The sequence below is a fragment of the Methylobacter sp. genome, assembly GCF_023227905.1.
Classification (GTDB): Bacteria; Pseudomonadota; Gammaproteobacteria; order Methylococcales; family Methylomonadaceae; genus Methylobacter_A.
The window spans coordinates 77,453-100,824 of the sequence record NZ_JALOCF010000013.1; the positions used below are offsets into that span (position 1 = coordinate 77,453).

The 23,372-nt window shown below is 53.5% G+C and carries 14 protein-coding genes and 1 pseudogene; 7 read left to right on the forward strand and 8 right to left on the reverse strand.

From position 1 onward, the window contains the following. The 7 genes from M0R47_RS07595 to M0R47_RS07625 all read right to left on the reverse strand — a co-directional run bounded on the left by M0R47_RS07595 (window position 1) and on the right by M0R47_RS07625 (window position 13,471). Window positions 1–2,385: a phosphoketolase gene (locus M0R47_RS07595; RefSeq protein WP_292552633.1), complete on the reverse strand. Its 2,385-nt coding sequence runs from the start codon at window positions 2,383–2,385 to the stop codon at window positions 1–3. Between the two features lie 330 nt (window positions 2,386–2,715). After that, entirely contained in the window at window positions 2,716–4,356 is a 1,641-nt protein-coding gene (locus M0R47_RS07600) for an efflux transporter outer membrane subunit (RefSeq protein ID WP_292552636.1), read from the reverse strand. Next, on the reverse strand, window positions 4,353–7,553 hold the full coding sequence (locus tag M0R47_RS07605; protein WP_292552639.1) for an efflux RND transporter permease subunit: 3,201 nt from the start codon (window positions 7,551–7,553) through the stop codon (window positions 4,353–4,355). Before M0R47_RS07605 ends, M0R47_RS07600 begins: the two co-directional genes overlap by 4 nt. Before the next feature lie 71 nt (window positions 7,554–7,624). After that, window positions 7,625–8,761: an efflux RND transporter periplasmic adaptor subunit gene (locus M0R47_RS07610; protein ID WP_292552642.1), complete on the reverse strand. Its 1,137-nt coding sequence runs from the start codon at window positions 8,759–8,761 to the stop codon at window positions 7,625–7,627. A 534-nt stretch (window positions 8,762–9,295) separates the two neighbouring features. Beyond that, the gene (locus M0R47_RS07615; protein ID WP_292552645.1) at window positions 9,296–10,369 is read right to left on the reverse strand and encodes a cysteine peptidase family C39 domain-containing protein; all 1,074 of its coding nucleotides are present in this window, start codon (window positions 10,367–10,369) and stop codon (window positions 9,296–9,298) included. A 55-nt stretch (window positions 10,370–10,424) separates the two neighbouring features. Beyond that, window positions 10,425–11,387 (reverse strand): DUF2950 domain-containing protein, encoded by a 963-nt coding sequence (locus M0R47_RS07620; protein WP_292552648.1) that lies wholly within the window; start codon window positions 11,385–11,387, stop codon window positions 10,425–10,427. A gap of 272 nt (window positions 11,388–11,659) precedes the next feature. Continuing rightward, window positions 11,660–13,471: a DUF3300 domain-containing protein gene (locus M0R47_RS07625; protein ID WP_292552651.1), complete on the reverse strand. Its 1,812-nt coding sequence runs from the start codon at window positions 13,469–13,471 to the stop codon at window positions 11,660–11,662. Window positions 13,472–14,746: 1,275 nt separating this feature from the next. Between M0R47_RS07625 and M0R47_RS07630 the strand changes: the two genes are divergently transcribed. From M0R47_RS07630 to M0R47_RS07645, 4 genes are all read left to right on the forward strand, one after another. Then, window positions 14,747–16,651 carry a transketolase C-terminal domain-containing protein gene (locus M0R47_RS07630; protein WP_292552654.1) on the forward strand — a complete coding sequence of 635 codons (1,905 nt, stop codon included), beginning with the start codon at window positions 14,747–14,749 and terminating at the stop codon, window positions 16,649–16,651. 44 nt (window positions 16,652–16,695) lie between these two features. Then, window positions 16,696–16,821, forward strand: a complete 126-nt coding sequence (locus M0R47_RS07635) for a hypothetical protein (protein WP_292552657.1) — start codon at window positions 16,696–16,698, stop codon at window positions 16,819–16,821. A 48-nt stretch (window positions 16,822–16,869) separates the two neighbouring features. Continuing rightward, window positions 16,870–18,168 carry a glucoamylase family protein gene (locus M0R47_RS07640; protein ID WP_292552659.1) on the forward strand — a complete coding sequence of 433 codons (1,299 nt, stop codon included), beginning with the start codon at window positions 16,870–16,872 and terminating at the stop codon, window positions 18,166–18,168. 476 nt (window positions 18,169–18,644) lie between these two features. Further along, a complete protein-coding gene (locus tag M0R47_RS07645; RefSeq protein WP_292552662.1) occupies window positions 18,645–20,075 on the forward strand; it encodes a L,D-transpeptidase family protein in 1,431 nt (476 codons plus the stop codon). 28 nt (window positions 20,076–20,103) lie between these two features. Here the strand turns inward: M0R47_RS07645 and M0R47_RS07650 are convergent, their stop codons facing one another. After that, complete coding sequence (locus tag M0R47_RS07650) at window positions 20,104–20,283, reverse strand: hypothetical protein (protein WP_292552664.1); 180 nt, start codon at window positions 20,281–20,283, stop codon at window positions 20,104–20,106. Between the two features lie 519 nt (window positions 20,284–20,802). Between M0R47_RS07650 and M0R47_RS07655 the strand changes: the two genes are divergently transcribed. From M0R47_RS07655 to M0R47_RS07665, 3 genes and pseudogenes are all read left to right on the forward strand, one after another. Then, entirely contained in the window at window positions 20,803–22,146 is a 1,344-nt protein-coding gene (locus M0R47_RS07655) for a V-type ATP synthase subunit B (RefSeq protein ID WP_292552667.1), read from the forward strand. A gap of 6 nt (window positions 22,147–22,152) precedes the next feature. Next, window positions 22,153–22,776: a V-type ATP synthase subunit D gene (locus M0R47_RS07660; RefSeq protein ID WP_292552669.1), complete on the forward strand. Its 624-nt coding sequence runs from the start codon at window positions 22,153–22,155 to the stop codon at window positions 22,774–22,776. Further along, window positions 22,773–23,372: pseudogene (locus M0R47_RS07665) on the forward strand (ATPase); the annotation flags it as partial. The gene M0R47_RS07660 and the pseudogene M0R47_RS07665, both read left to right, overlap by 4 nt.

Consider the following 23,372-nt stretch of genomic DNA (forward strand, 5'->3'; position numbering starts at 1 on the left):
TTATTGAGGCCATTTCCAAGACGCAAACTCGGGTTTGTCTATGCCATGTTCGTAAGCATAGTGACTGCAAGCGATCTGCATGCCGCGTAATTTTTCTTTGACATGAGCGCCTGATACCTTAAGGCCCGGAACCCGATTAATCACATCGATAGCCAGGCTGAATCGGTCGACCTCATTGCGAATGGCTAACTCGAGCGGCGTATTGATATTGCCTTTTTCCTTGTAGCCGCGCACATGCATGTTTTTATGATTGGTGCGGCGGTAGGCGAGACGGTGAATCAACCAGGGATAACCGTGGAAGTTGAATATCACCGGTTTATCAGCGGTGAACAGGCTGTCGAAGTCCCAATCCGAAAGCCCGTGCGGATGTTCGGTCTCAGGCGTCAGGCGGTAAAGATCCATGACGTTGATAAAGCGGATTTTCAATTGCGGGAAATACTCCCGCAACAGGCCCACGGCAGCCAAGGCTTCTTGCGTCGAAATGTCGCCGCAGCCCGCCATCACCACATCAGGTTCCGAGCCTTGGTCGTTGCTTGCCCAATCCCAAATGCCGATGCCTTTGGTGCAATGTTCAACGGCGGCGTCCATGTCCAGAAATTGATGGTGTTTCTGCTTGTCCGAAACAATCACGTTGAAGTAGTCGGTGCTCTGCAAGCAATGGTTGGCGACCGACAACAGTGTATTGACGTCCGGCGGCAGATAAATGCGCGTGACTTCAGGGCTTTTATTGACAACCACATCCAGAAAGCCCGGATCCTGATGGGTAAAGCCGTTGTGATCCTGCCGCCATACGGTTGAGGTGATCAGCAAATTGAGCGATGAAACCGGCGCGCGCCAGGAAAGATCGTTGCTGATATCCAGCCATTTGGCATGCTGGTTGAACATCGAATCGATCACATGCACGAAAGCTTCGTAGCTGGAGAAAAAACCGTGGCGTCCGGTAAGGAGATAGGCTTCGAGCCATCCTTCCAGCGTATGCTCGGACAGCATTTCCATGACCCGGCCATCCTGAGATAATTCGCCGCCGTCGGCGTCCTCCGGCAAATAATCCGCCATCCAGGTTTTTTTGCTGACTTCGTAGATCGCGTCGAGCTTGTTGGAGGTGTTTTCATCCGGTCCGAACACGCGAAAATTTGTCGGATTAAGTTTGACGATATCGCGCAAAAAAACGCCCAACGGTTTGGTGTTTTCAACTTCGGTTTGACCGGGATTTTCTACCTTCACGCCGTACTCACGAAAATCCGGAAGACGCAATGCTTTGCGTAACAGGCCGCCATTGGCATGGGGATTAGCGCTCATGCGCCGTACGCCCTTGGGCGCAAGCTCCTTGAGTTCCGGGATCAGGCGTCCGTTGGTATCGAACAGTTCTTCAGGTTTGTAGCTGCGCAGCCAGTCTTCCAGTTGCTTCAGATGCGCCGGATTTTCCTTCATGCCGGACAGCGGCACCTGGTGGGCGCGCCAAAATCCTTCCACCTTATGCCCATCCACTTCTTTCGGACCGGTCCAGCCTTTAGGGCTGCGCAGTACGATCATAGGCCATCTGGGCCGCTCCGGAACGCCGCCGGCGCGGGTTTCCTGCTGAATTTTACGTATTTCGGTTACGCAGTGCTCCATGACGGCAGCCATGCGTTGATGCATGACTTCGGGATCGCTGCCTTCAACGAAATAAGGTGTCCAGCCATAGCCTTTGAACAGATTTTCAAGCTCTTCATGGCTGATGCGCGACAATAAAGTCGGATTATTGATCTTGTAACCGTTCAGATTAAGAATGGGAAGAACCGCGCCGTCGCGGACCGGGTTCAGGAATTTGTTGGAATGCCAGGACGTCGCCAAAGGCCCTGTTTCCGCTTCGCCATCGCCGACCACAACCGCCACCAGCAGGTCCGGATTATCGAATGCCGCGCCAAAAGCATGGGACACGCTATAACCCAATTCGCCGCCTTCGTGGATCGAACCCGGCGTTTCCGGGGTACAGTGACTGCCGATGCCGCCGGGGAAGGAAAATTCCTTAAAGAACTGAAGCATGCCTTGTTCGTCTTCGCCTTTGTTCGGATAAATTTCCGAGTAAGTGCCCTCCAGATACACCGGACCCAGAACGCCCGGCGCGCCATGACCTGGACCGGCCATAAAAATCGCATTGAGATCGTAGTTGTTAATCAGGCGGTTGAGGTGGATATAGGTAAAACTCAACGCCGGACTGGCTCCCCAGTGACCCAGGAGACGATTCTTGATCTGCTCGGGATTGAGCGGTTCTCTGAGTAAAGGATTGTCCTGCAGATAAATCATGCCGGCGGCCAGGTAATTACTGGCTCTCCAGTAGGCATGCATCTTGCGCAAGGTTTCCTGATCGAGCGGTTGGAGATTGTTCAAGGACGTTTCAGTCATGGGATACTCCTAATTTTCTGTTAATTCATTTCTGTTTGATACAGTTAATCGATAACTAAATCCTGTAATTTTTGGTTTAAATAACATTACTTGTTAAAACCAAAATCGTGTTTACTTAACTGATGCTGTGGGCATTACAGCCGCGAAAAATGCCTAGGAACATCTCTCGTAGGGCGTGCCGTGCGCGCCTTGAGAGCCAAGGCGCGCACGGCACGCCCTACCCTCATCCTCACTTTTATCAAACTGCCTTTTTGCGGTTTTCGCGGACAATGCGTAACATCACGTAAAAATACGCCAGTCTGGCTATTCCAGCTCCCTGCGCTCATCACACTACCAATCCGGTAAGCGCCACCAGTTGTCTTTTTCTTTCTCGGGTAAATCGAGTTGCTGAGGCTCCAGAAGATCGCCCCAATCCGTTCGCTCGTTCATTTGTTGTTGTATCGGTTTGTCCACGAAATCCTTTTCGGTCCGGGTTTCCCAGCCTCCTCCCAAGGCCTTATAGAGCGCGATCAGATTGGTCGTTATATCACCGGATACAATCACCAGCGACTCTTGAGAGTTCACCAGATTGCGTTGTGAATCCAGTACACGCTGGTAATCGACCAGCCCCTCCTGATATTGATACAGCGACAGCTCGGTCGATCGCTTGGCCGCCTCATAGGTGTCTTGCAGATCCTTGCGTTGTTCCTGCGATTTGAGGAAGCCGATGGTGGCATCTTCCGCCTCCTTGGCGGCATTCAGCACGGCGCTTCGATAATCGGCAATCAATTGCTGGAAGCGGGCATCCTCGACGCGCACTTGGTTGCTGATGCGTCCGTAATTGAAAATGTCCCAACTCAGGCTGGGGCCGATAAAGTATTGGAAGCTCTTGGCATTGAACAGATCACTTAGTTCACTGCCGCCCGCCGAGGCGAAAGTCAGCGCGGCGTCGCTGGCGCGCAGATTAATCGAACCGAGCAGCGAAAAATGCGGATACAAGTCAGCCTTGGCCACGCCGATCAGCGCGCTCTGGGTGGCCAGCTGACGTTCGGCGAGGCGGATGTCGGGGCGCCGCCGCAACAAATCGGCAGGCACGCCGACTGCAATCTCGGCCGGTGCGTCAGGTATTGGCCGAGATTGCGCCAGATAACTGTCTATCCGTCCCGGCGGTTGGCCGAGCAACACGCCCAACGCATTTTTCGCCTGGCGCACACTGGCTTGCAAGGGCGGGATGGTCGCCAAGGTACTGCTCAGCAGGCTTTTTGCCTGCAAATAATCCAGTTCGGTGATCAATCCCCCCTTAAATAGCGCATCAGCGATCTCCAAGGTGCGTTGCTGGATTTTCACGTTGTCGCGGGCGACCTGAATACGGGCTTCGCTGGTGCGCAGCAGCACATAGGTTCGCACCACCTCGGCGGTCAGCGACACCAGGGCGTTGTCGTAACCGGCAACCGAAGCGTCCAGATTAGCCAGACTCGATTCTACGCCGCGGCGGAACTTGCCCCACAGGTCGAGTTCCCAGGCCGCGTCAAAGCCTATGCCGGTAGTGCCGAAATTGCGGTCGATCAGCGGGCTGGTATTCGGCGCATGGGCGCTGATTTGTTGATAACTTAAATCGCCGTTCAGTTGTTGCAGTTGCGGATATTCAAGGCCCGTGGCGATACCCAGTTGCGCCCGTGCTTCCAGGATGCGCACACCCGCCAGTTGCAGCGTTAAATTCTGCCGCCGGGCCTCGTCAACCAGCCGTACCAAATCCGGGTCCTTGAATACTTTCCACCAGTCGGCCAGTTTCGCTTCGCGCTGGCTGAGCCGAGAATCGGACTGGTTGAGCCATTGGCTTTCCACGGCGGCTTCGGGTTTGGCATAATCCGGCCCCACCGTGCAACCGGAGTTCAGCAATAGCACCGCGGCCACACCCGCCAAACCGTGGAGCAGGCGAATAGCGCCGGAATTTGACTGCATGCCGCTACTGTTCTTGTCTTGCATAGTCATTCCAGTGCACCTCCGCCCAAATTACGATGAACGGCTTGTGCTTGCTCTTCTACTTCCACTTTGTAAAAGATGGCATACAGCACCGGAACGACGATCAAGACCAGCAGCGTCGCAAAGCCAAGGCCGAATACGATCGTCACCGCCATCGCAATGAAAAAGGCGTCCGTAAACAAGGGGATCATACCCAGCATAGTCGTGCCGGAAGACATGGTCACAGGAATCAGGCGGCTGACCCCAGAACGCATCACCGCGTGAAACGGCGTCGCGCCTTGGCTGAGCTGCACATTGATTTCGTCGATCAGCACAATCGAAGCCTTGATGACCATACCCGAGAGACTCATCAGCCCCAGCAGTGCCATAAAGCCGAACGGCTGATGAAACACCAACAGTCCCAGGGTGACTCCGATCAGGGCCAACGGCACGGTCAGCCAGATGATCAGGGTCTGTTTGATGGAGTTAAACAGAACCAGCACCGTTAATACCATCAAACCGAAAAACACCGGGATCGAACTCGCCAGCCGCGAATTGGCGCGAGCGGAATCCTCGGCTTCGCCGCCCCACGCCATGTAATAGCCCGGCTTGCCTTTAAGCGGCCACAGGTCGTTGTCGCCGACTTTAAGCGTCGACGCATCGAATTCTTCAATGGCTTCATCGGAGGGTTTCCCAAGCACCGCCGCTGCATCCACACCGACGGCTTGCTCGATTTTCGCTTTGACTTTGGTGAATACTTCAACTGGCAATCCCTCGCGCGGGTCGGCATGGATGCGCAGCATTTTGCGGCGATCCCAGCGCCATACATGCGCGTCTTCGAATTCGAGCGGGAAAGACGATACCACTTGGCCCATCGGGATCATCGATTGCGCGGCCGGACTCCAGATCTGCACGCCTTCCAGGCTGTCCAGATCGGCACTCTCGGCCATCGGGGAGCGAGCCACCAGCGGGATCAATTCATCCCTCTCTCGATAAACCCCCACCGTCTGGCCTTCGAACGCCATCGCCAGCGCTTCGGCCACTTCCGGGCGATCGATACCGGCGCGCCGCGCCTGGGATTCCGCCAATTGCGGCCTGAGCACCTTGGTTTTGTCCCGCCACTCGTTACGCACGGCCTTGGCGGTTGGCTCTGCCCGCAGAATGGACTCGGCTTGCCCTCCCAGACGCCGCAGTTCCTCGGCATCCGCTCCGTAGAGTCGCAACTGGATTTTGCCGCCGGTCGACGGCCCCAAGATGAACAGCCGCAAGTTGACGACGGCATCGGGGTAAAGCGCTTCGAGTTCCTCCTGTACTTGCGGGGCCATCGCGGCGATGCGGGTGTAATCGTCGACATCGACCAGGATCTGGCCGAAGCTGTTGTAATTATGTTCCGGCGTATAAGTCAGCAGGAAGCGCACCTGGCCGCCGCCCAGCTGGCTGGTCAGATGGGTCACGCCTTCGTGCTTCTTGATCAGCTGCTCGGCCTGTTTGATGCGCCGGTCGGTTTCCTTGATATCCGTGCCTTCCGGGAACCAGAGATCGACATAGAATTGCGGACGGGTGGAGTCAGGGAAAAAGCTCTTCTTGACGAAACCGAAACCCAGCAAGGCCGCGATAAACAACGCCACGACTATGCCCACAACGATCCAGCGGAAACGCAGGCAAAAAATCAGGAAGCGCTGATACTTTCCGTAAAATCCGACCGAGTAGGGGTCGACGTCCCCGCTCGCGGCAACGGCGCCGGTTGGCAGAAACATCTTGCACAACAGAGGCGTGGCGGTGACAGAAGTCAGCCAGCTAAAGGACAGCGAAATCAGGATCACCGAGAACAAGGTGCGGCAATACTCGCCTGTGGAATCCTCGGAAGTGCCGATCGCGGCGAAAGCGATAATCGCCACCGCAGTGCCGCCCAGCATCGGCAACGCATTCTGGCCGACGACGTCGCGCGCCGCATCATAGCCGTTTTGTCCTTGCGCCATGCGCATGCGCATGGCGTCGGTCACCACGATGGCGCAATCCACCAGCATTCCGAGTGCGATAATCAGCGCGCCCAAGGAGATCCGTTCCAGCGTGATATCGAACATATGCATCACGATGAAAGTACCCATGATAGTCACCATCAGCACCACGCCGAGAATCAAGCCGCTGCGCAAACCCATGAACAGCAGCAGCACGCCGACCACGATGGCCACGGCTTCCGCCAAGTTCACGATGAAGCCGTTCAACGCGGCGGTCACCGATTGCGCCTGATGGGAAATGATATGGGTTTCCATGCCCACCGGCCGCATCGGTTCGAGATCCTTTAAGCGCTGTTCCAGTGACTCGGCCATGATGATCACGTTGCCGCCGAGCACCGTCGAAATTCCCAGGCCGATTGACGGCTGGCCGTCGAAGCGCAACAGCGTCGGCGGCGGTTCGCGGTAGCCGCGCTTGATGTCGGCCACATCGCGCAAGTACACCAAACTTTTGGATTTCGTCCCGCTAGAGGTAATCAGCAAGTCGCCGAAATCCTGTTCCGATTTGTATTCGCCGGTCGGGTTAATCGGTATGAATTCCTGCCCCAAATTAAAATTGCCGGCGCTCGACACGACGTTTTTGGCTTGCAAGGTACTGTAAATGTTTTGCGGCGAGATGCCGAGCTGTGCCATTTTTTCGCGGTGCATTTCTACATAGATCGCTTCCTTTTGTTCCCCATAAAGGACGACGCGCTTGACGTCGATCGCTTTCAGCAATTCTTTTTGTAGATATTTGGCGTATTCATACATTTCCTTGTAACTGTAGCCCTCGCCGGTAATCGCAAGATAAATTCCGTACACATCGCCGAAATCGTCGTTGACCAGCGAAGGTCCTGCTTTGGGCGGCAATTTGCCCTGCGCGTCATTGATCTTGCGGCGCAGCTCGTCCCATACCTGCGGCAACGAAAACTTGTCGTACTTATCCTTCATTTTGACTTTTACGTTGGAGAGGCCGCGATAGGAATGCGATTCGACTTTCTCCAACTGTCCCAGTTCCTGCGCAGCTTTCTCAATCACATTGGTGACTTCTTCTTCCACTTCCGCGGCCGACGCACCGGGGTAAGGCGTCACAATCACCGCCTCCTTGATCGTGAACTCCGGGTCTTCCAAGCGGCTTAAAGCCTGGTACGACTTCCAGCCGACCACTAACAGCAGCACGATCATCACCCAGGTAATGACGCTTTTATTTATGCTCCATTCCGCCAAATTCATTTGCTTGAGTCCCCTTGATCTAATTTACGATTAGAATCGTGACGTATTGGTCATTTTGGGTTGACTAACGGTTATTCGAACGCCCGAACCGTTTGTCCTTCGCTTAGCGTGCTGACACCGCTGATGGCTATGGTTTCATCAGCATTCAATCCGCTGACGATTCTTATGCTATCGCTTCCGGATAAATCGCCGGTTGTAACCTCACGGCGTTGTGCTTTCATGGTTTGCGGATCGATAACCCAGACTTGCGAGTGACCCGCGTCGTCGGCAAATACAGCGATGGCCGGAATCAGGATTTCTGCACCGGCCTCGGCTTCCTCGGTAAATTCGATGGCAACGTTAACCGTCATTCCCGGAAGGATGCGGATACCGGAGGGCGCAGGCATCGCTAACACCACGCGGTAGGTTTGCGTAACCGGATCGGCTTGGGTCGCGAATTCCTTAATCTGTAACTCGAAGCGACGGATTGGGTCTGCGGTGAATTCGGCGTAAAAGCGGGGCAGTGTTTTACGGATCGGCGCGATCATCAGCTCAGGCACGTCGATTATGACTTCCACATCGGTCACATTCTGCAAGCTGAGTACCGCCTCTTTGGCCTGCACTTCTTTATAATTATCGACGTACTTTTGAGCAATCACGCCATCGAAAGGCGCTTTCAAACGGGTATATTCCAATTGATCTTTGGCCGCAGCAACAGTCGCTTTCGCGGATTGCAGATCGGCTCGGGCAACCTTTTCGGCTGCGAGTTTGAGCGATACCATCGAATCGCTGACGGCACCGGCATCGGTTTCTTTCACGTTGACATAACGCTTGTACTCGGCGATTGTATAAGCAAGCCCTGCTTCAGCTTTCGCCAACACGCCTTCAGCATTGCGCAGATTGGTTTCATAGTCTCGGGGATCGATGCGTGCGACGAGAGTTCCTTTCTTGACTGTTTGACCTTCTTTAACCGGAAGTTCAACCAGGGTGCCGGGCACTTGAAACGCCAAATCGACGCGATCGGCAGCGCGCACGGTACCGGGCAATTTCCGGATTTTTCCTGCCAACGAACCGCCAACCTTCATCAGTTTTACCGGACGGATCGTCTCGACGGTTTTGGCGGGTTCTTCGCTCTGCCCGCACGCCGTAAGCAATGCCAGGCAGACCGTGCAGATCGCAAGCCCGGATTTTATCTGAGACCCTCGCCGAACTAACGCATAAAAATTCATTATGACTCCTCATCCACGAATTGTTTTTCGACTATCGCCAGTCTGAAACTCATGCCCTGTTTTTAAGTGCTTAACCTGGTCAATTATTTAAATCTCAAACAGACATCGCCAGTTCGCCTTTCTCGGGCTCCTAATTGGCGAATCGGCAACCTGCAGATTAGATTGATATGCATTTATTCTATGCCTCAGCAAACAGCCTTCGCTATTGGACTTTAGTCCAAGGCTCAATGCTGTTGACTTAAGCGTGCAGGCCCCTTCTCCCTCAGGGAGAAGGTTGGGATGAGGGGATATAAATAAGCTTTCTTCGTTATTATCATTATTCTGATTTCCCCTCACCCAACCCTCTCCCTCTGGAGAGGGCTTTGTACCGCTTAAGTCAACAGCATTGAGTCCAAGGTTCAGGCTAACCGCGCAGGAAAATATAATTCGGAGTGACGTCTTATGTTTGAAAGGGGGAACAGATTTATTTAGAGTGACGGCCATGCAACGCACAATTTGCCGATATCAGTTCGATACGGAGCCCACGGCTATCTATCAGCTTTCCGCTTGCCCCTGAACAAGACTGGCAAGAGAATCTGAGGGGATGATCCTCTGATTGATGACCGAGCCATTGTAATTTTTGGCGATTTCCTTGAATGTTTTCTCCCAGACGTTTTCAAACAGGACTATCACCGCTGAGTGGTCTGGAGGGAGTTTAGCCGTTATTTTTTGAATGTCTGTGGCGCTAAGACCGAAGTCCCCTGCCCTAGCGGCCTGGGCAGCGGATTCCGCGTTGGCTTGGGCTGGCTCAGTAGCTGCGGCGCTTAGACCTGCAAGCGCGGAAATCAATGCATTGACTTCCGACACGTTGTCTTCGTCCTGAAGGCGCCCGCCTTCCATTGCCGAGACTCTGCCTTCCTTATCTTTTCTAAGAAAAAAGAAGGCATCCGGCCTGAGAACGCCGGTCTCCCAGAGACCCTTCAAATCATTGACAAAATCATAGGGCAAAAGCGCGCCCTGAAATTGGGTCACAATCAGGTTCATCGAATTCATCTTGCTGAAATCCAGTTTCGCTGCTTCCACATCCTTGAATCTCTGCGGCTGGGCCGGCTTTTCACCGCGAATTAATATGCCAAGGTGTATCAGTTTCGGCGCCTTCTCAAGGTCTCCGCCCATCACTTGATGCCAATGTTGTTCAAATGTTTCGCGGGGCATGAAGCCTTTTCCCATCCGCACATAGGGATCTTCAAAGTACACATAATCCTTGTCGACGGCGAGCACGATAAAATAGTGGCCGTTAGCCCAGTCTTCCGCCACCGATGCGGCTGAATCCTGTCGGCTTCTCCAGGCTTGGCCCAAAACGATTACGGGAGTTCCCTGCGCTGTGGCTTGTTCAATGTCTTCGAGTGTGAGGTTTTCCTTAACCTCGGCTTTGAAGCCAAGCAGCAGGGCAACCCGCACAATGTCATCGGGATAGGTGCCGGTTTCCGGCGTGGTATGAAGCAGCGTCATCAGGTCTTCTTCATCCAGATCTTTGCCCCAATAGCTCAACACGGCCTGAAGGGCTGAGGCGCCGCAGGAATACTCGGTACTCTGACGGGTTTGTTTTAGAAGGCGGAAGCGTTTCATGGCTGGCTCCTCAGATGGATAAAGTGCGATTAATCAGACTGCTTAGGTCACAGTTTCACTTGCCGGGATTCGTATCCACCTCTTCCCATGAAGAATCCGGGTCATAGGCTTTCATTGCCAAAGCCAATTCGGCGGTTTTCGGCCCTAAATCTTTCTGGTATATCTTTCCTCTGTGATTGACGACAAAAGTCATGATGCCGGATGAGCCATACATGGCAGGAAAGGCTACCAAGGCAAAGCCTGCAATCATGTTGCCGTTGATGGTGTAGTCGTATTTTCCGCCCGGAACATTGCCGCCCTGACGGGTAAGAATCTTATATAAATAACCGTGAAAAGGCGTCGTCGAGTCCGTGTTGCCTTGTGCCTTGTAACCTACGGCTTTGGCTTCGGCCACCAGAGGCCCCAGAGGGCTCTCGGGCTGGCCGGACGCCGCTTCCCAATACAAGCCGTCGAATTTACCCGATTCGCTGCGTAACTTGGTCGCGAACTCGCTCACTCCGTCGCCGTCCCGGTCGATAGCCGCATATTCGAATTGCGCTTCCACATAACCCCGCATCACCGCCAGCGTATTCAGCTCATTGCGCCCTATTCTGCGGTTCAGGATTTCCTGTTTGCCTTTTTCGGCATCGAATCGCCATTGGCCTCCGTTATTCACGACAGGGACAGGAAACGCCCAGTCATTCTGGCCGAAATGCAAAATCGCTTTACCGGCCTGCTGATTTTCGATATAGGATTTCTGTTCGGCCATTTTCAGAAACTCCGCGCGATTGTTCGCATCTTCCACGTCGTCGCCGGACGAAAAAAGTTCTGCATATTGGCTGCCAAAAAGTACCGAGACCTTATTTTTGTCATTGTCGCGTGCGGCATCGACCAGCGCTTTTGATGCTTCTTCGGGCGATGCAAAACCTTGGCCCTTATCCGCCGCTTCGGTTTCGGGAGCGGCGGATAAGGCGTTTGTAGCAATCGAGGCCATTAAAATGACCATCGAAAAGGTATAACGGAGTTTATTGGACATCATGATGGACACCTATCCTAATAAATAATCAACAGCCATTGACCGAGTATGGGTTGCGATCAATGCTGTTGACTTAAGAGTACGTACCCCTTCTCCCTGAGGGAGAAGGTTGGGATGAGGGGGAATTAAATAAGCTTTCTTCCTTATTTTGATTTCCCCTCACCCAACCCTCTCCCTCTGGAGAGGGCTTTACACTGCTTAAGTCAACAGCATTAAGGATTGCGACAACTCCCTATTGCCAACGACAAACCAAATAATTTCATGTATTTAAACCATCACCGGCGACCGCCACGGCTTCTTGCAGCACCGGCACCAGCCCCTCTGGCCGGTTGTTGGGCACGCGCAACACTGGCGTTTCCGCGGTTACTGTAAGCGCTGGAGCGGCCGCCATCCCGGGTGCTATCAAACGCAGTCGGGCGCGACATTTCCTGACGGCGCTGTGACTGGAGCTGTTGCTGTGTTTGCTCATTGCGTTGTCTGGCCTTCTGCTGTTGATTGTCCGATCTTTGCCTGGCAGGCTCTGCTCGTCTTTGGCTCGGTGCGGCGGCGTTTGTGGAAGCTCCGGAGTCTTTTGTACGAGCCTTCCCTGCCTGCTGTTGCCGGGAACTTTGACTTGATGCGCCGCGCTTGCTCTCGACATTGCTCCTTTGACCGGACGCCTGTAGGCCTTCCAGGGCGTTTTCACGGTTGCCTGGAGCCGGCCGGCTACGGCTTTCGGCTGTACCGGGTTTTGCCGCCAAGCTCCGCTGGACATCGGCGCTGGAAGGCCGGGCTTGAGCGGAACGATCTGCCCCGAATCCTCGCGTGTCGGCAGGAAGATTTTGGGCGCCGCTGAGCCTGCTCCCGGCCAAGGCCGGCGACTCAGTGCGCCCCATGCGCTGCTGGGCGGCAGGCGGATAATCCTGGCCGCGTCGATGGCTGGGATTCGGCTGCCAGCGACTGGTCTGGCCCTTTACGGCCGTGAGTTGATTCGGACTGAAAGTGCCGTCCCGATTGACATTGATTTCATTACCGGAAATATTGATATCCCGGTCGGCACTGATATTGCCGCGATTAACATTTGCATTGCCATACCGCGATCCGCCGTAATATCCGCCCCCTCCCCCGTGCCAGCAGTTGCCACCGTGGCATACGGCGCCGCCATAAGGATGAGAGACATGGTAATCATCCCAGTCATCATCGTCGGCCCATTCCATAATGCCCCAGGTCATCAATCCGCCGACAACCGCACCGGTCCCGAACGACATCCATTGATCCGAACTGGAGGAGGTGGTCGTCGTAGTGGTCACAGGCTGGGCATAATAAGTCGGGTAATAGCTTGCTGCGGGTGCCGCGGCTGGATACATATGGGTAGTTGGAGGCGGAGCCATCGATGCCGCATAGACAACCTCTGGGTTATATTTTGGAACCGCTAAGGTATCGGCTTTGGCCGGCTTTATGCTAATCACTTCCTGGGTCAATACGGCCGGCGTTGCTTTGACTCCCTCTGTTTGCTCTTGTCCGGGCTCCTGCATCGACACCGTCTCGGCTTCCACTTTTTGCAAATCGGAATCCTTTAAAAATCCGGCATCGATAGCTCGCTTGCGTAAAGTCTGGATTGCGTCCATCAATTGCGGCGGATTGGACAGAAATGCATCGCCCAACTGTGTGGTCCAGTCCAGGTGTTGATCCATCATCGCAATAACGTCAGGGACCGCAGTCAGCCTGACGACGCTGGCATCCCAGTCTTTGCCGCGCACGGTCGCAGGGTCCGGTTTGGATTCCAGCCAGCGGGCCGCCTGCACCACTTCCAGCGGATAGGTGGAGGCCACCAGCACTTCGGCCAAAAGCGGATCGGGATAGAGCGCTATCGGAGCCACCAGCGATTCAAGGCTGGTTAAGGGTGTGGCTTCCGGCTTCGGAACAGGCGGAGTTGCAGGTGCGGGTTGTGCGGGCTGTGGCGTTGCGGTGACTGGCGGCGTATGGGCTTTCTCTTGGTCCTTATCGCCGCATCCTGCCACATGCATCGCAAAAATAAGTAGCGCAATGCGGCCAAAAAATACCCGAAGCGTTGCAAGATGGCGGGCGAGAGTATTAATTTGATACATCACGAAAGCTCCATTTGATCACCCTCCAAAAAGCAAGCGGCTACTACTAGAGGTTAATCTCAAGATGACAAGTGATTACTGTATTACTACGCAGGCAGAGTGCGCTATTAGACCTTAGTCCAATATTCGGCTATGGCTTATTTACTCCTTTACCTGGCTTTCCTTTGAAGGTTTGACTAACTGAACTTCTGCTTCATGCAATGGATTCGCAGCAGATTGAATTAGAGTCAGGTAATCGCTTTCGGGTAGCGCGCTACGATTTTGCTAACCCAAAAACACTCTAGATTGTAAAAATGTTCTGTTTAATAGACTCACCACGGAGGACACAGAGAACACGGAGTTTTTAATGTATTGAATCAAGATGGTTATTTTCTCCGTGTCCTTCGTGTTCTCTGTGGTTAATTATTTTTTCTGCTTGATTTGGATAATATTTTCACAGTCTCACTCGCGAGTAAGCACCCTCTCTACCTGCCGCTTACCGCAGTAAAAATCAGTGATTACCGCCTAATGAATAGCGGCAATCGACCAAAATCAGACATTGAGAAATCAATAAGCTGCGAGTTCTTTAAATTTCAAAATACAAACAGGCTTTGGCTCATCGCAGACACTCATTTTTTAATTTGTGAATATAGATATAGGTGCCCATACGTATTGTGAAAATCGTTTATCTTTTTTAACTTAATGATGAGGTTATATGGGTTGGATATACAATTTTGGCATAACCATGCAGGGATGTTTTACATCTTCATAACTGATGTTACGCAGTTAGTCGAATTAGTGCCGTAAATCAAGGTGTCGCTAACGCGACGGTTTTTTTGAATCGGGTTCTCGCACCCGAGGGCGAGATACTTTTCTTTGCCCCGCCAAAGAAAAGTATCCAAAAGAAAGGCGGCCCGGTTACCGCTTCTATCCTGCGCTCCTCGCTTTTGCCGAGGGTCAGCAGAAGGGGCTCCTGCCCCTCTGCTGACGTGCGGCATCCCTGCCGCACCCCTCACGGGCGATTCTCGGCAAAAGCTCCGGTGCTCGGCGCGGCAAACGGGAACAATACCCCTGCGTAACATCAGTTCATAATAATTTTAAATCGTAGTTAATGGACAGTTGTCGGCAAAAACCAGGGAGTCAGTTATAAGGAAATAACATGGGCATCAGATATAAGTTCATACCTTCTGGATATATTTGCTCCGTTTCGGCTACCGGTTCTATATCGTCAGCCTCGAAAGCATCATCCAGCTTTTTAATCGGCCACTCATTTAACTTTATTACGAAGAGTTGACTATGAAACCCTTTCCGATCGATCTTGGCGCATACCAGCGCATTACGTTAAACGCGAGCAATTCGACACTGACTGACGAGCAACGAGCCAGCCTGATGGCTAATATTCAGCTTTGCCGAGACGCGATAGTTTTTTTTACCGCGACCGGCGCGGCAAGGGGCGTCGGCGGCCATACCGGCGGACCTTATGATACGGTGCCGGAAGTGATCATCATGGATGCGTTGTTCCGGGGCGATGCCGATAAATATGTGCCGGTTTTTTTTGACGAAGCCGGACATCGCGCGGCCACGCAATATTTAATGGCCGCTCTTAACGGTGATTTTCCTGCTGAACATCTGATGGAGTACCGTGCCGCTCATGCTCATTTGCCGGGCCATCCTGAACTGGGCTTAACGCCGGGCGTAAAATTCAGTTCGGGACGGTTGGGTCACATGTGGTCCTATGTCAACGGCGTGTCTATCGCTAACTCAGGTAAAGTGCTGTTTTGCCTGGGCTCCGACGGCTCGCAGCAGGAAGGCAACGATGCAGAAGCGGCGCGCTTCGCGGTCGCCCAAAACCTGAACGTCAAATTGATTATCGATGATAATGACGTCACCATCGCCGGCCACCCGTCCCAATATTTGCCCGGTTTCTCTATCGCCAAAACGCTGGCCGGCCACGGTTTGACGGTATTGGAAGGCGATGGCGAGAATATCGACGATCTTTATCAGCGTATTTGCACAGCCATTCATACCGACGGCCCTGTTGCGGTGATCAATAAGCGCCTCATGTGTCCGGGCATTGTCGGGCTGGAAGGTTCAAACCACGGCCATGACGTCGCACCGGTTAAAGTGGCGGTAGCGTATTTGGAGTCTCGAGGCCGTCAGGCTGCGGCGGATCACCTGAAAGCCATTCAAGCACCAAAAAACGATGCGGTATTTCTGGGTTCCAGCGACAAGTGGGATGCCAACCGCAACATTTTCGGCGATGCCGTCGTCGCGATTCTGGACCGGATGAACGCCGCAGAGCGCGTCGAAAAAATCCGCGTTATTGACAGCGACCTGGAAGGTTCCTGCGGCCTGTCCAAAATTCGCAATGCTCATCCTGAAGTATTTATCTCTTCCGGCATTATGGAGCGCAGTAATTTTTCGGCGGCGGCCGGTTTCGGGATGGCAGCGGGCAAACAGGGCATTTTTGCTACCTTTAGCGCTTTCCTGGAGATGGTCATTTCTGAAATTACCATGGCGCGATTGAACAATTCCAACGTGCTCTGCCATTTCTCGCACTCCGGGGTTGACGACATGGCCGACAACACCTGTCATTTCGGACTGAACAACCTGTTTGCCGATAACGGCTTGAGCGACGGCTATGCGACTCATCTTTACTTTCCGGCTGACTCGCTGCAAATGAAAGCCTGTTTGGAAACGATCTTTTTTAACCCCGGCTTGCGTTTTGTCTTCTCGACCCGCTCCAAAGTGCCGACTATTCTGAATGCCGACGGTCAGGAGTATTTTGGCGGGGACTATAAATTTGTCTCGGGCAAGGATGAAATTATTCGCGAAGGAACCCAGGGTTATATTGTCAGTTTCGGCGAGACCTTGTACCGGGCATTGGACGCCGTAGAGCGTTTAAAACAGGAAGGCATTGATGTCGGTTTGATCAACAAGCCGACCCTAAACGTCATTGATGAAGAGATGATAGTTAAGATCGGCCATTCGCCAATGGTGTTGGTTGTCGAAGCGTATAACCGGAAAACGGGACTGGGCAGCCGCTTCGGCACCTGGTTGTTGGAGCGCGGCCTGGCTCCAAGCTATGCGCATCTTGGCAGCTACCGGGAAGGCTGCGGCGGTCTGTGGGAGCAATATCCTCATCAGGGTATTGATCCGGCCGGGATTATGGCAAAAGTTAGGGATCTACTAAAAACTTGATTCAAGTTGCCGTAAATCCGCTTTTCCGGTTCGATGAGGCAGGTATGGAAACGGGGTTATGGTTCGGCTCTTTGGCATCGCCGGATGAAAAAGGCAGAACTATCGGCCAAAAGCAGTCGCTGGAGATACGTCTTATTCGAATAAACTTGATCGATAAAATCATAGTTTGACAATGTCGAGATGAGAATCTAACAAAAAGGTAAGTGATGCAAAGAACTATGTTTGATGATCTTGATGATAAAGAACTAAATCGTCTGCAATTGACTACTCTTCAGTACTATCTGCACGAAATCAACCCGGCCAACGGCCTTGTCCGCGACAAGACTCATAAAACCGCACCGGCTAGTATCGCAGCGGTCGGACTAGCTTTGGCATCAATTCCGGTATTAGTTGAGCGAGGGGTCATCTCACGGGAGTTTGCTCCCGAGATCGCCCTAAGGACGCTGCGTTTTTTTCGCGACGCGCCGCACGGGCCAGGGCCTGATGCCACCGGATACAAGGGCTTTTATTACCATTTTCTCGATATGAAAAGTGGTCGGCGGGTATGGAACTGCGAATTGTCCACGATTGACTCAGCCTTCCTCTTTGCCGGCATGTTGACATGCGCCGCTTATTTTGACCAAGAGACCGAAGAAGAGGATGAGCTACGCCGTCTGGTCGATGAACTTTTCGGGAAAGCCGATTGGCAGTGGGCGTTAAATGGCGGTCCGGCAATCTCTCATGGCTGGCGGCCGGAAAGTGGCTTTATTCCGCATTACTGGAAGGGTTACGATGAGGCCCTGCTTCTGTATATTCTTGGACTCGGCTCAAAGACGTTTCCACTTCCTGCAGAGAGCTATGCCGCATACTGCTCAACTTATCAGTGGAGGAAGATCTATGGACGTGAAATTCTTCATTCCGGGCCGCTTTTCACACATCAGCTCTCTCAACTATGGATAGATTTGCGCGGAATTCGCGACAAGTTTATGCGCGACCATAACACGGACTATTTTCAAAATAGCCGGCAAGCAACCTACCTGCATCGGGAGTACGCAATTCAAAATCCACATGGATTTGTCGGCTATGGGGAGCATTGCTGGGGATTCACTGCTTGCGATGGTCCGGGTTGGATGTCGAGGAAGATAAACGGCGTGGAAAGACAGTTCTATGATTATATTGCGCGCGGAGCGCCCGACGGGCCGGATGATGGTACCGTCGCGCCATGGGTCGTCCTTGCTTCGCTTCCCTTTGCCCCGGAGATTGTTATTCCTACCATGGATCATATGGCGCAGCTTAATATCGGTGTGGATAGTCGCTACGGGTATAAGCCTTCGTTCAACCAGACCTATGAGGTAGCGGATAGCCCCACAGGATGGTGGGTTACTCCTTATCATTTTGGTGTAGACCAAGGACCTGTAATTTTGATGATCGAAAATTACAGAACCGGTTTAATTTGGGATATCATGCGCCGCTCCCCCTACATTGTGTCCGGCTTAAAGCAAGCGGGGTTTAATGGCGGCTGGTTGGATGGGGCCTGACGTAATGAACTTCCATAACTTATTTTTTATCGCTTCGGCTCTGAACGCCAACCTGGAGTGAGTCTAAACAAACGATACTAAAGTCCCATAGGCTTTCCATTGGCCTAAGTACTGAGATCAATGCTGTTGACTTAAGCGTGCGGGCCCCCTTCTCCCTTGAGGGATGCCTACATGGATGTAGGTAGTAGAGCACCAACAGTAGGCGCTTTAGGCGATGCAGGAGCAGTTGCCGAGAAGGTTGGGATGAGGGGGATAAAATAAGCTTTTTCCTTATTTTGCTTTCCCCTCACCCAACCCTCTCCCTCTGGAGAGGGCTTTGTACCGCTTAAGTCAACAGCATTGAGTACTGAGATAATGTTGCTCTATGAGCCTCTACGCCGGTGGTATATTTAATACAAACTTCTCTTTATTTCAGAGACGAAAAAGTTTGGCAGTTTAAATCTCCTAGAAACTTCACGGTTAAAATGGGATTACTCTTGGGAAGTCGAAAACAGGTTAAAAGTCTTGCTGAGTTGGCCAGCCAGCTGCATGTGGGGGCAACCTCACCTTTCGTGCTGTTGGCAGTCGGCATGCTCAGCGGTTGCCAGCTTTATCCTGCAACTACAAATTTTTTAGAATTTCCGCCTGAGATTGGCTTCCCGGAGACTACCAGATCCTTCCCGCCGGAGGAGAAGGTGGAAGAAGAGGAGAAAGAGGTGGAGGTAGGCGAACCGCAGCCGAAACTTGCCGACATCGCTACCCGCAAGTTCCCCATAGCCAAAGACAGCCGCATTGTCGGCGGTCTTGCCGCGATCAATGTGCAAGATGGCGACACCTTGCCCGACATTGCCCGGCATTTCGGCTTGGGCTATAACGACATCACCATCGCCAATCCCGCTATCTCCGCCTGGACGCCGGAATCGGGCGCACGCATGCTGCTGCCGTCGCGGTTCATCCTGCCCGATGCGCCGCGCAAAGGCATCGTGCTCAATCTGGCGAACCTGCGGCTGTTCTATTACCCGCCGAAACAGCCGGACACCGTGTTGACCTACCCGGTCGGTGTTGGCCGTGACGGCTGGAATACTCCGCTAGGGCAAACCACTATTATCGCCAAAACAGTTAAGCCGACCTGGACCGTCCCGGAATCCGTCCGCCGCGAACATGCGGAAAAAGGCGATCCTCTGCCTGAAGCGGTGCCTCCAGGTCCCGACAACCCGCTCGGCGAGTATGCATTACGGCTAGGCTTTAGCAGTTACCTGATCCACGGCACCAACAAGCCTTACGGTGTCGGCATGCAGGTCAGTCACGGTTGTGTGCGGCTTTACCCCGAAGACATCGACGTACTGTTCAAACAAACTTCGGTCGGGACGCCGGTGATGATCGTACACCAGCCTTATATGACGGCATGGGACGGGGATATGCTTTATCTGGAAGCCCATGAGCCTCTGCAAAAATGGGCGGGCCAGAAGAAGCAACAGCAAAAGTCACTGTTGCAGCAACTGCGCAAAATCGCCGCTGAAAAAGGCGCAGCCGTGGATTGGGAAAAAGTCGGCAGCATCCTGCAACGCGCCGACGGCATTCCCACCCCAATCCTGGAGGCCAGCCCGGAATTGCCGGAACTGGCCGGGTACGCACCGAAAGTGCAACATCCCGGACAGTTCTACGGGCAGCCGGTAGTTCCACAATTGACCGACAACGACTGGGTGCTTATCGTCGCCGACAACAGCAACGAACAGACGGCGCGACAGCTGGTTGCGATGCTCAACCATCAAGGTCCGCCAATCCCGGCGCGCCCCATTGCCAAAGACGGCTCCTATCAAGTGATTGCCGGCCCTTTCAAAGACCAAAAAGAAGCCGAATTGATTGCACAGCGCATCAAAATCGATTTCGAGATTAATGCCAAGCTCGGAACTGTGACCATACGATAGCCCATACGCATCGACTTAGTACCTGATGTCACCCGCCCCATGCTGATAGCGCATCATTCTCGGCATGAAAATAATTCACTAAATGTGGCACCCAGCCCCACCAGAAATTTCTCCCGTCGGGTTTGCCGCTTTTTACAGGCACACTCAAGGTCGGCAATACGGGTTTGGATTGGCCTGCCGATAGGTAATCGACTCTGTGTTTAGGCATTCGTACTCCTAGAGCAATTTTCGAATATTTAAGATCAATTCCACTGTTAAACTTTTGTTACGCAGAAGGAACTTGATATGGCACGGACTGAGTCCCGTTTGCCGCGCCGAGCACCGGAGCTTTCGCCGGGATAATGCCCGCAGGGGCGCGGCAAGGAGGCCGCGCGTTGCCAGAGGGCCAAGGACGGCCCTTCTGGCAACCCCCGGTGAAAGCGAGGAGCGCAGGACTCAAGCGGCAACCGGGCCGCCTTTTCTTTGGATACTTTCTTTTGGCGGAGCAAAAGAAAGTATCTCGCCTTCGGGGGCGAGACCCCGATTCAAATAACCGTCGCGCTAGCGACTCTTTAACTAACGAAGAAATGCTCTAGTACAAGATCAGACCTCAACTGGCCTTGGACTAAAGTCCAATAGCGAGACCTGCTTAAGCAGGAATAGTATGTTCATCAGCTAATGCGTCATTCCGGCAAACAGAAGTATTAACTCTTTGCTTTCTGGGCCTTGATCATAGGGAGCTTTCGTGATGAATCAGATTAATAATCTCGCCCGCCACACCCGCCTGCTCGAAATTGTCGGCGACACCGCCCGGGTTCGCGCCACAGGCAGGTCCTTCGGCGAAATGGCCGTCGTTGAAAACACCGATGGCGAGAGTTCTCTGGCGAAAGTGGTCGATCTGGACCGCGATATTGTCAGTCTTCAGGTGTTTTCCGGCGGCAAGGGCCTATCCACAGGCGCTACGGTCAACTTTCTTGGACGCGGCCTGGACGTGGTTTATTCGCTCAATATTCTGGGCAGGATATTCCGTGGTTCCGGCGACCCGATTGACGGCGGACCGGAACTCACGGTCGACCCGCGCATTCCGGTCGCTGGGCCGACCGTTAATCCGGTGATGCGGGTCATGCCTTCGCACATGATCGAAACCAAGGTACCGATGATCGATCTGTTCAATTGCCTGGTCGAAAGCCAGAAAATACCGATTTTCTCGGTGGCCGGCGAGCCGTATAACGAATTGCTCGCCCGCATCGGCTTCCAGGCCAATGCCGATGTGCTGGTTTTTGGCGGCATGGGGCTGATTTTCGACGATTACCACTTCTTTCGCACCTCATTCGAAGCGCATGGCGTGTTTCATCGGACCGTGATGTTTGTCAACCAGGCTTCGGACCCGCTGGTCGAGCGCTTGATGATCCCGGACATGGCATTGGCGGTAGCCGAAAAAATGGCGGTCGAGGAAAACAAGCGGGTTCTGGTGTTGTTAACCGACATGACCGCTTATGCCGACGCGATGAAAGAACTCGGCGTCGCCCAGGAGCGGATTCCGGCCGTGCGGGGCTACATGGGCGATTTGTATACGCAGTTCGCGCAGCGCTATGAAAAGGCCTGCGACTTCAAGGGCGCCGGTTCGGTCACCATTCTGACCGCGACCACCATGCCCGGCGATGATGTCACTCACCCGGTTCCCGACAATACCGGCTATATCACCGAAGGGCAGTTTTACCTGCACGACGGCTTTATCGACCCGTTCGGTTCCCTGTCGCGCTTAAAGCAGCACGTGATCGGCAAGGCCACGCGCGAGGATCACAGCCAAATCATGAACACGATGATCCGCTTTTATTCCGGCTCCGTCGAAGCGAAAAAGAAGCAGGAAATGGCTTTCGAACTGTCGCCTTTCGATCACAAGCTGTTGAAGTTCGGTAAGCTGTTCAAGGAACGGTTCATGGACATCAAGGTTTCCATCCCGGTCATCGAAGCGCTGGATTTGTGCTGGCAGACCCTGGCGGAATGTTTCAGTAAAGACGAGCTGCTGATGAAAAAGAATCTGGTCGACAAATATTTTCCGCAGCAAGTTGACGAAGCGGCGCAGGGGTAAGCCGCCATGGCCAAGCTGAAACTCAGCAAGCAGTCGATGCATCACCAACAGGAGCAATTGAAGCTGTATAAGCGCCTGTTGCCGTCGCTCGACCTGAAGCGTCGGCAATTGACGATGGAAGCACAGAAGGCGCAGGAAGAACACACCGCCGCCGTGGCGCAGATCGACGCGTTGGAGACGCGCATCGGCGAAGAATTGCCGATGCTCGCCGATGAAGGCCTACATTTGCGCGACCTGGTGGTCGTCAAAGGCTATAAGCTGGGTGAACAGAATATTGTCGGCGTCAGGCTGCCGGTGCTGGAATCGCTGGATTGTCAGGTCGCCGAGTATTCGCCTTTAGCGACGCCCGCTTGGCTCGACATCCTGGTGCAACGCTTGAAGGACGCTAAAACCTGTCGGCTGCGCGCCGAGATTGCCGCCAAGCGCCTGGATATTTTGCGCCTGCAATTGCGCCGGGTGACGCAACGGGTCAATTTGTTCGACAAAATCCTGATTCCGACCGCGCACCGTAACATCCAGCGCATCCGTATTTATCTCGGCGAAACCGAACGCGCCGCGGTGGTGACGTCAAAACTCGCCAAATCGAAACAATTGCAACAGCGTAACGCGCTCGCGGAGGCCCCGGAATGAGCATCGTCCAATTAGAAAAGGTCACTTTCGTAGGCATGACCGAGGACCGGGAGCGCTTGCTGCAAGACTTGCAGGAACTGGGTTGCCTGCATATCGAACCGTTCGCGGCAGAAAGTGACAACCAAACTGCCGTAGACGCCAGTGCCGGTGGCCGCGAAGCACTGCAATTCTTGCGCGACTACCCGCAGCGGAGGCGGCAAAGCCGGGATACCAAGCGTTTCAACGCATTAGAAGTCGAACGTCAGGTGCTCGATGTGAGACAGCGCTTGCAAATGCTGTCCGATGAACGCGATTTTCTGATCAAACGCATCCAGGACCTGCGGCCGTGGGGCGATTTTGCATTTCCACCCTTGCCTGAAATGGGCGGCCTGCGCCTCTGGTTTTACATGATACCGCACCGCGACATAGCTTTAATCAGGGATTTGGCACTGCCCCATGAGATCGTCAAGAAAGACAATCGCTATCGCTATGTGGTGGTCATTTCCGAAAACGAGCCCGAAGGCATGCCTGTCAACCGCACGCATATCGGTAGCCGGCCGCGTCATGAATTGGAAGCGCGCCTTGAAGAAGTGGAGTTGGCCATCGAAGACGTGCAA

Coding starts and splice junctions, on each gene's coding strand:
- M0R47_RS07640 (WP_292552659.1), top strand. CDS start 16,870: ATGTTTGATGATCTTGATGATAAAGAACTAAATCGTCTGCAATTGACT.
- M0R47_RS07630 (WP_292552654.1), top strand. CDS start 14,747: ATGAAACCCTTTCCGATCGATCTTGGCGCATACCAGCGCATTACGTTA.
- M0R47_RS07610 (WP_292552642.1), bottom strand. CDS start 8,761: ATGAATTTTTATGCGTTAGTTCGGCGAGGGTCTCAGATAAAATCCGGG.
- M0R47_RS07625 (WP_292552651.1), bottom strand. CDS start 13,471: ATGTATCAAATTAATACTCTCGCCCGCCATCTTGCAACGCTTCGGGTA.
- M0R47_RS07655 (WP_292552667.1), top strand. CDS start 20,803: ATGAATCAGATTAATAATCTCGCCCGCCACACCCGCCTGCTCGAAATT.
- M0R47_RS07620 (WP_292552648.1), bottom strand. CDS start 11,387: ATGATGTCCAATAAACTCCGTTATACCTTTTCGATGGTCATTTTAATG.
- M0R47_RS07660 (WP_292552669.1), top strand. CDS start 22,153: ATGGCCAAGCTGAAACTCAGCAAGCAGTCGATGCATCACCAACAGGAG.
- M0R47_RS07605 (WP_292552639.1), bottom strand. CDS start 7,553: ATGAATTTGGCGGAATGGAGCATAAATAAAAGCGTCATTACCTGGGTG.
- M0R47_RS07595 (WP_292552633.1), bottom strand. CDS start 2,385: ATGACTGAAACGTCCTTGAACAATCTCCAACCGCTCGATCAGGAAACC.
- M0R47_RS07600 (WP_292552636.1), bottom strand. CDS start 4,356: ATGACTATGCAAGACAAGAACAGTAGCGGCATGCAGTCAAATTCCGGC.
- M0R47_RS07650 (WP_292552664.1), bottom strand. CDS start 20,283: ATGCCTAAACACAGAGTCGATTACCTATCGGCAGGCCAATCCAAACCC.
- M0R47_RS07635 (WP_292552657.1), top strand. CDS start 16,696: ATGGAAACGGGGTTATGGTTCGGCTCTTTGGCATCGCCGGATGAAAAA.
- M0R47_RS07615 (WP_292552645.1), bottom strand. CDS start 10,369: ATGAAACGCTTCCGCCTTCTAAAACAAACCCGTCAGAGTACCGAGTAT.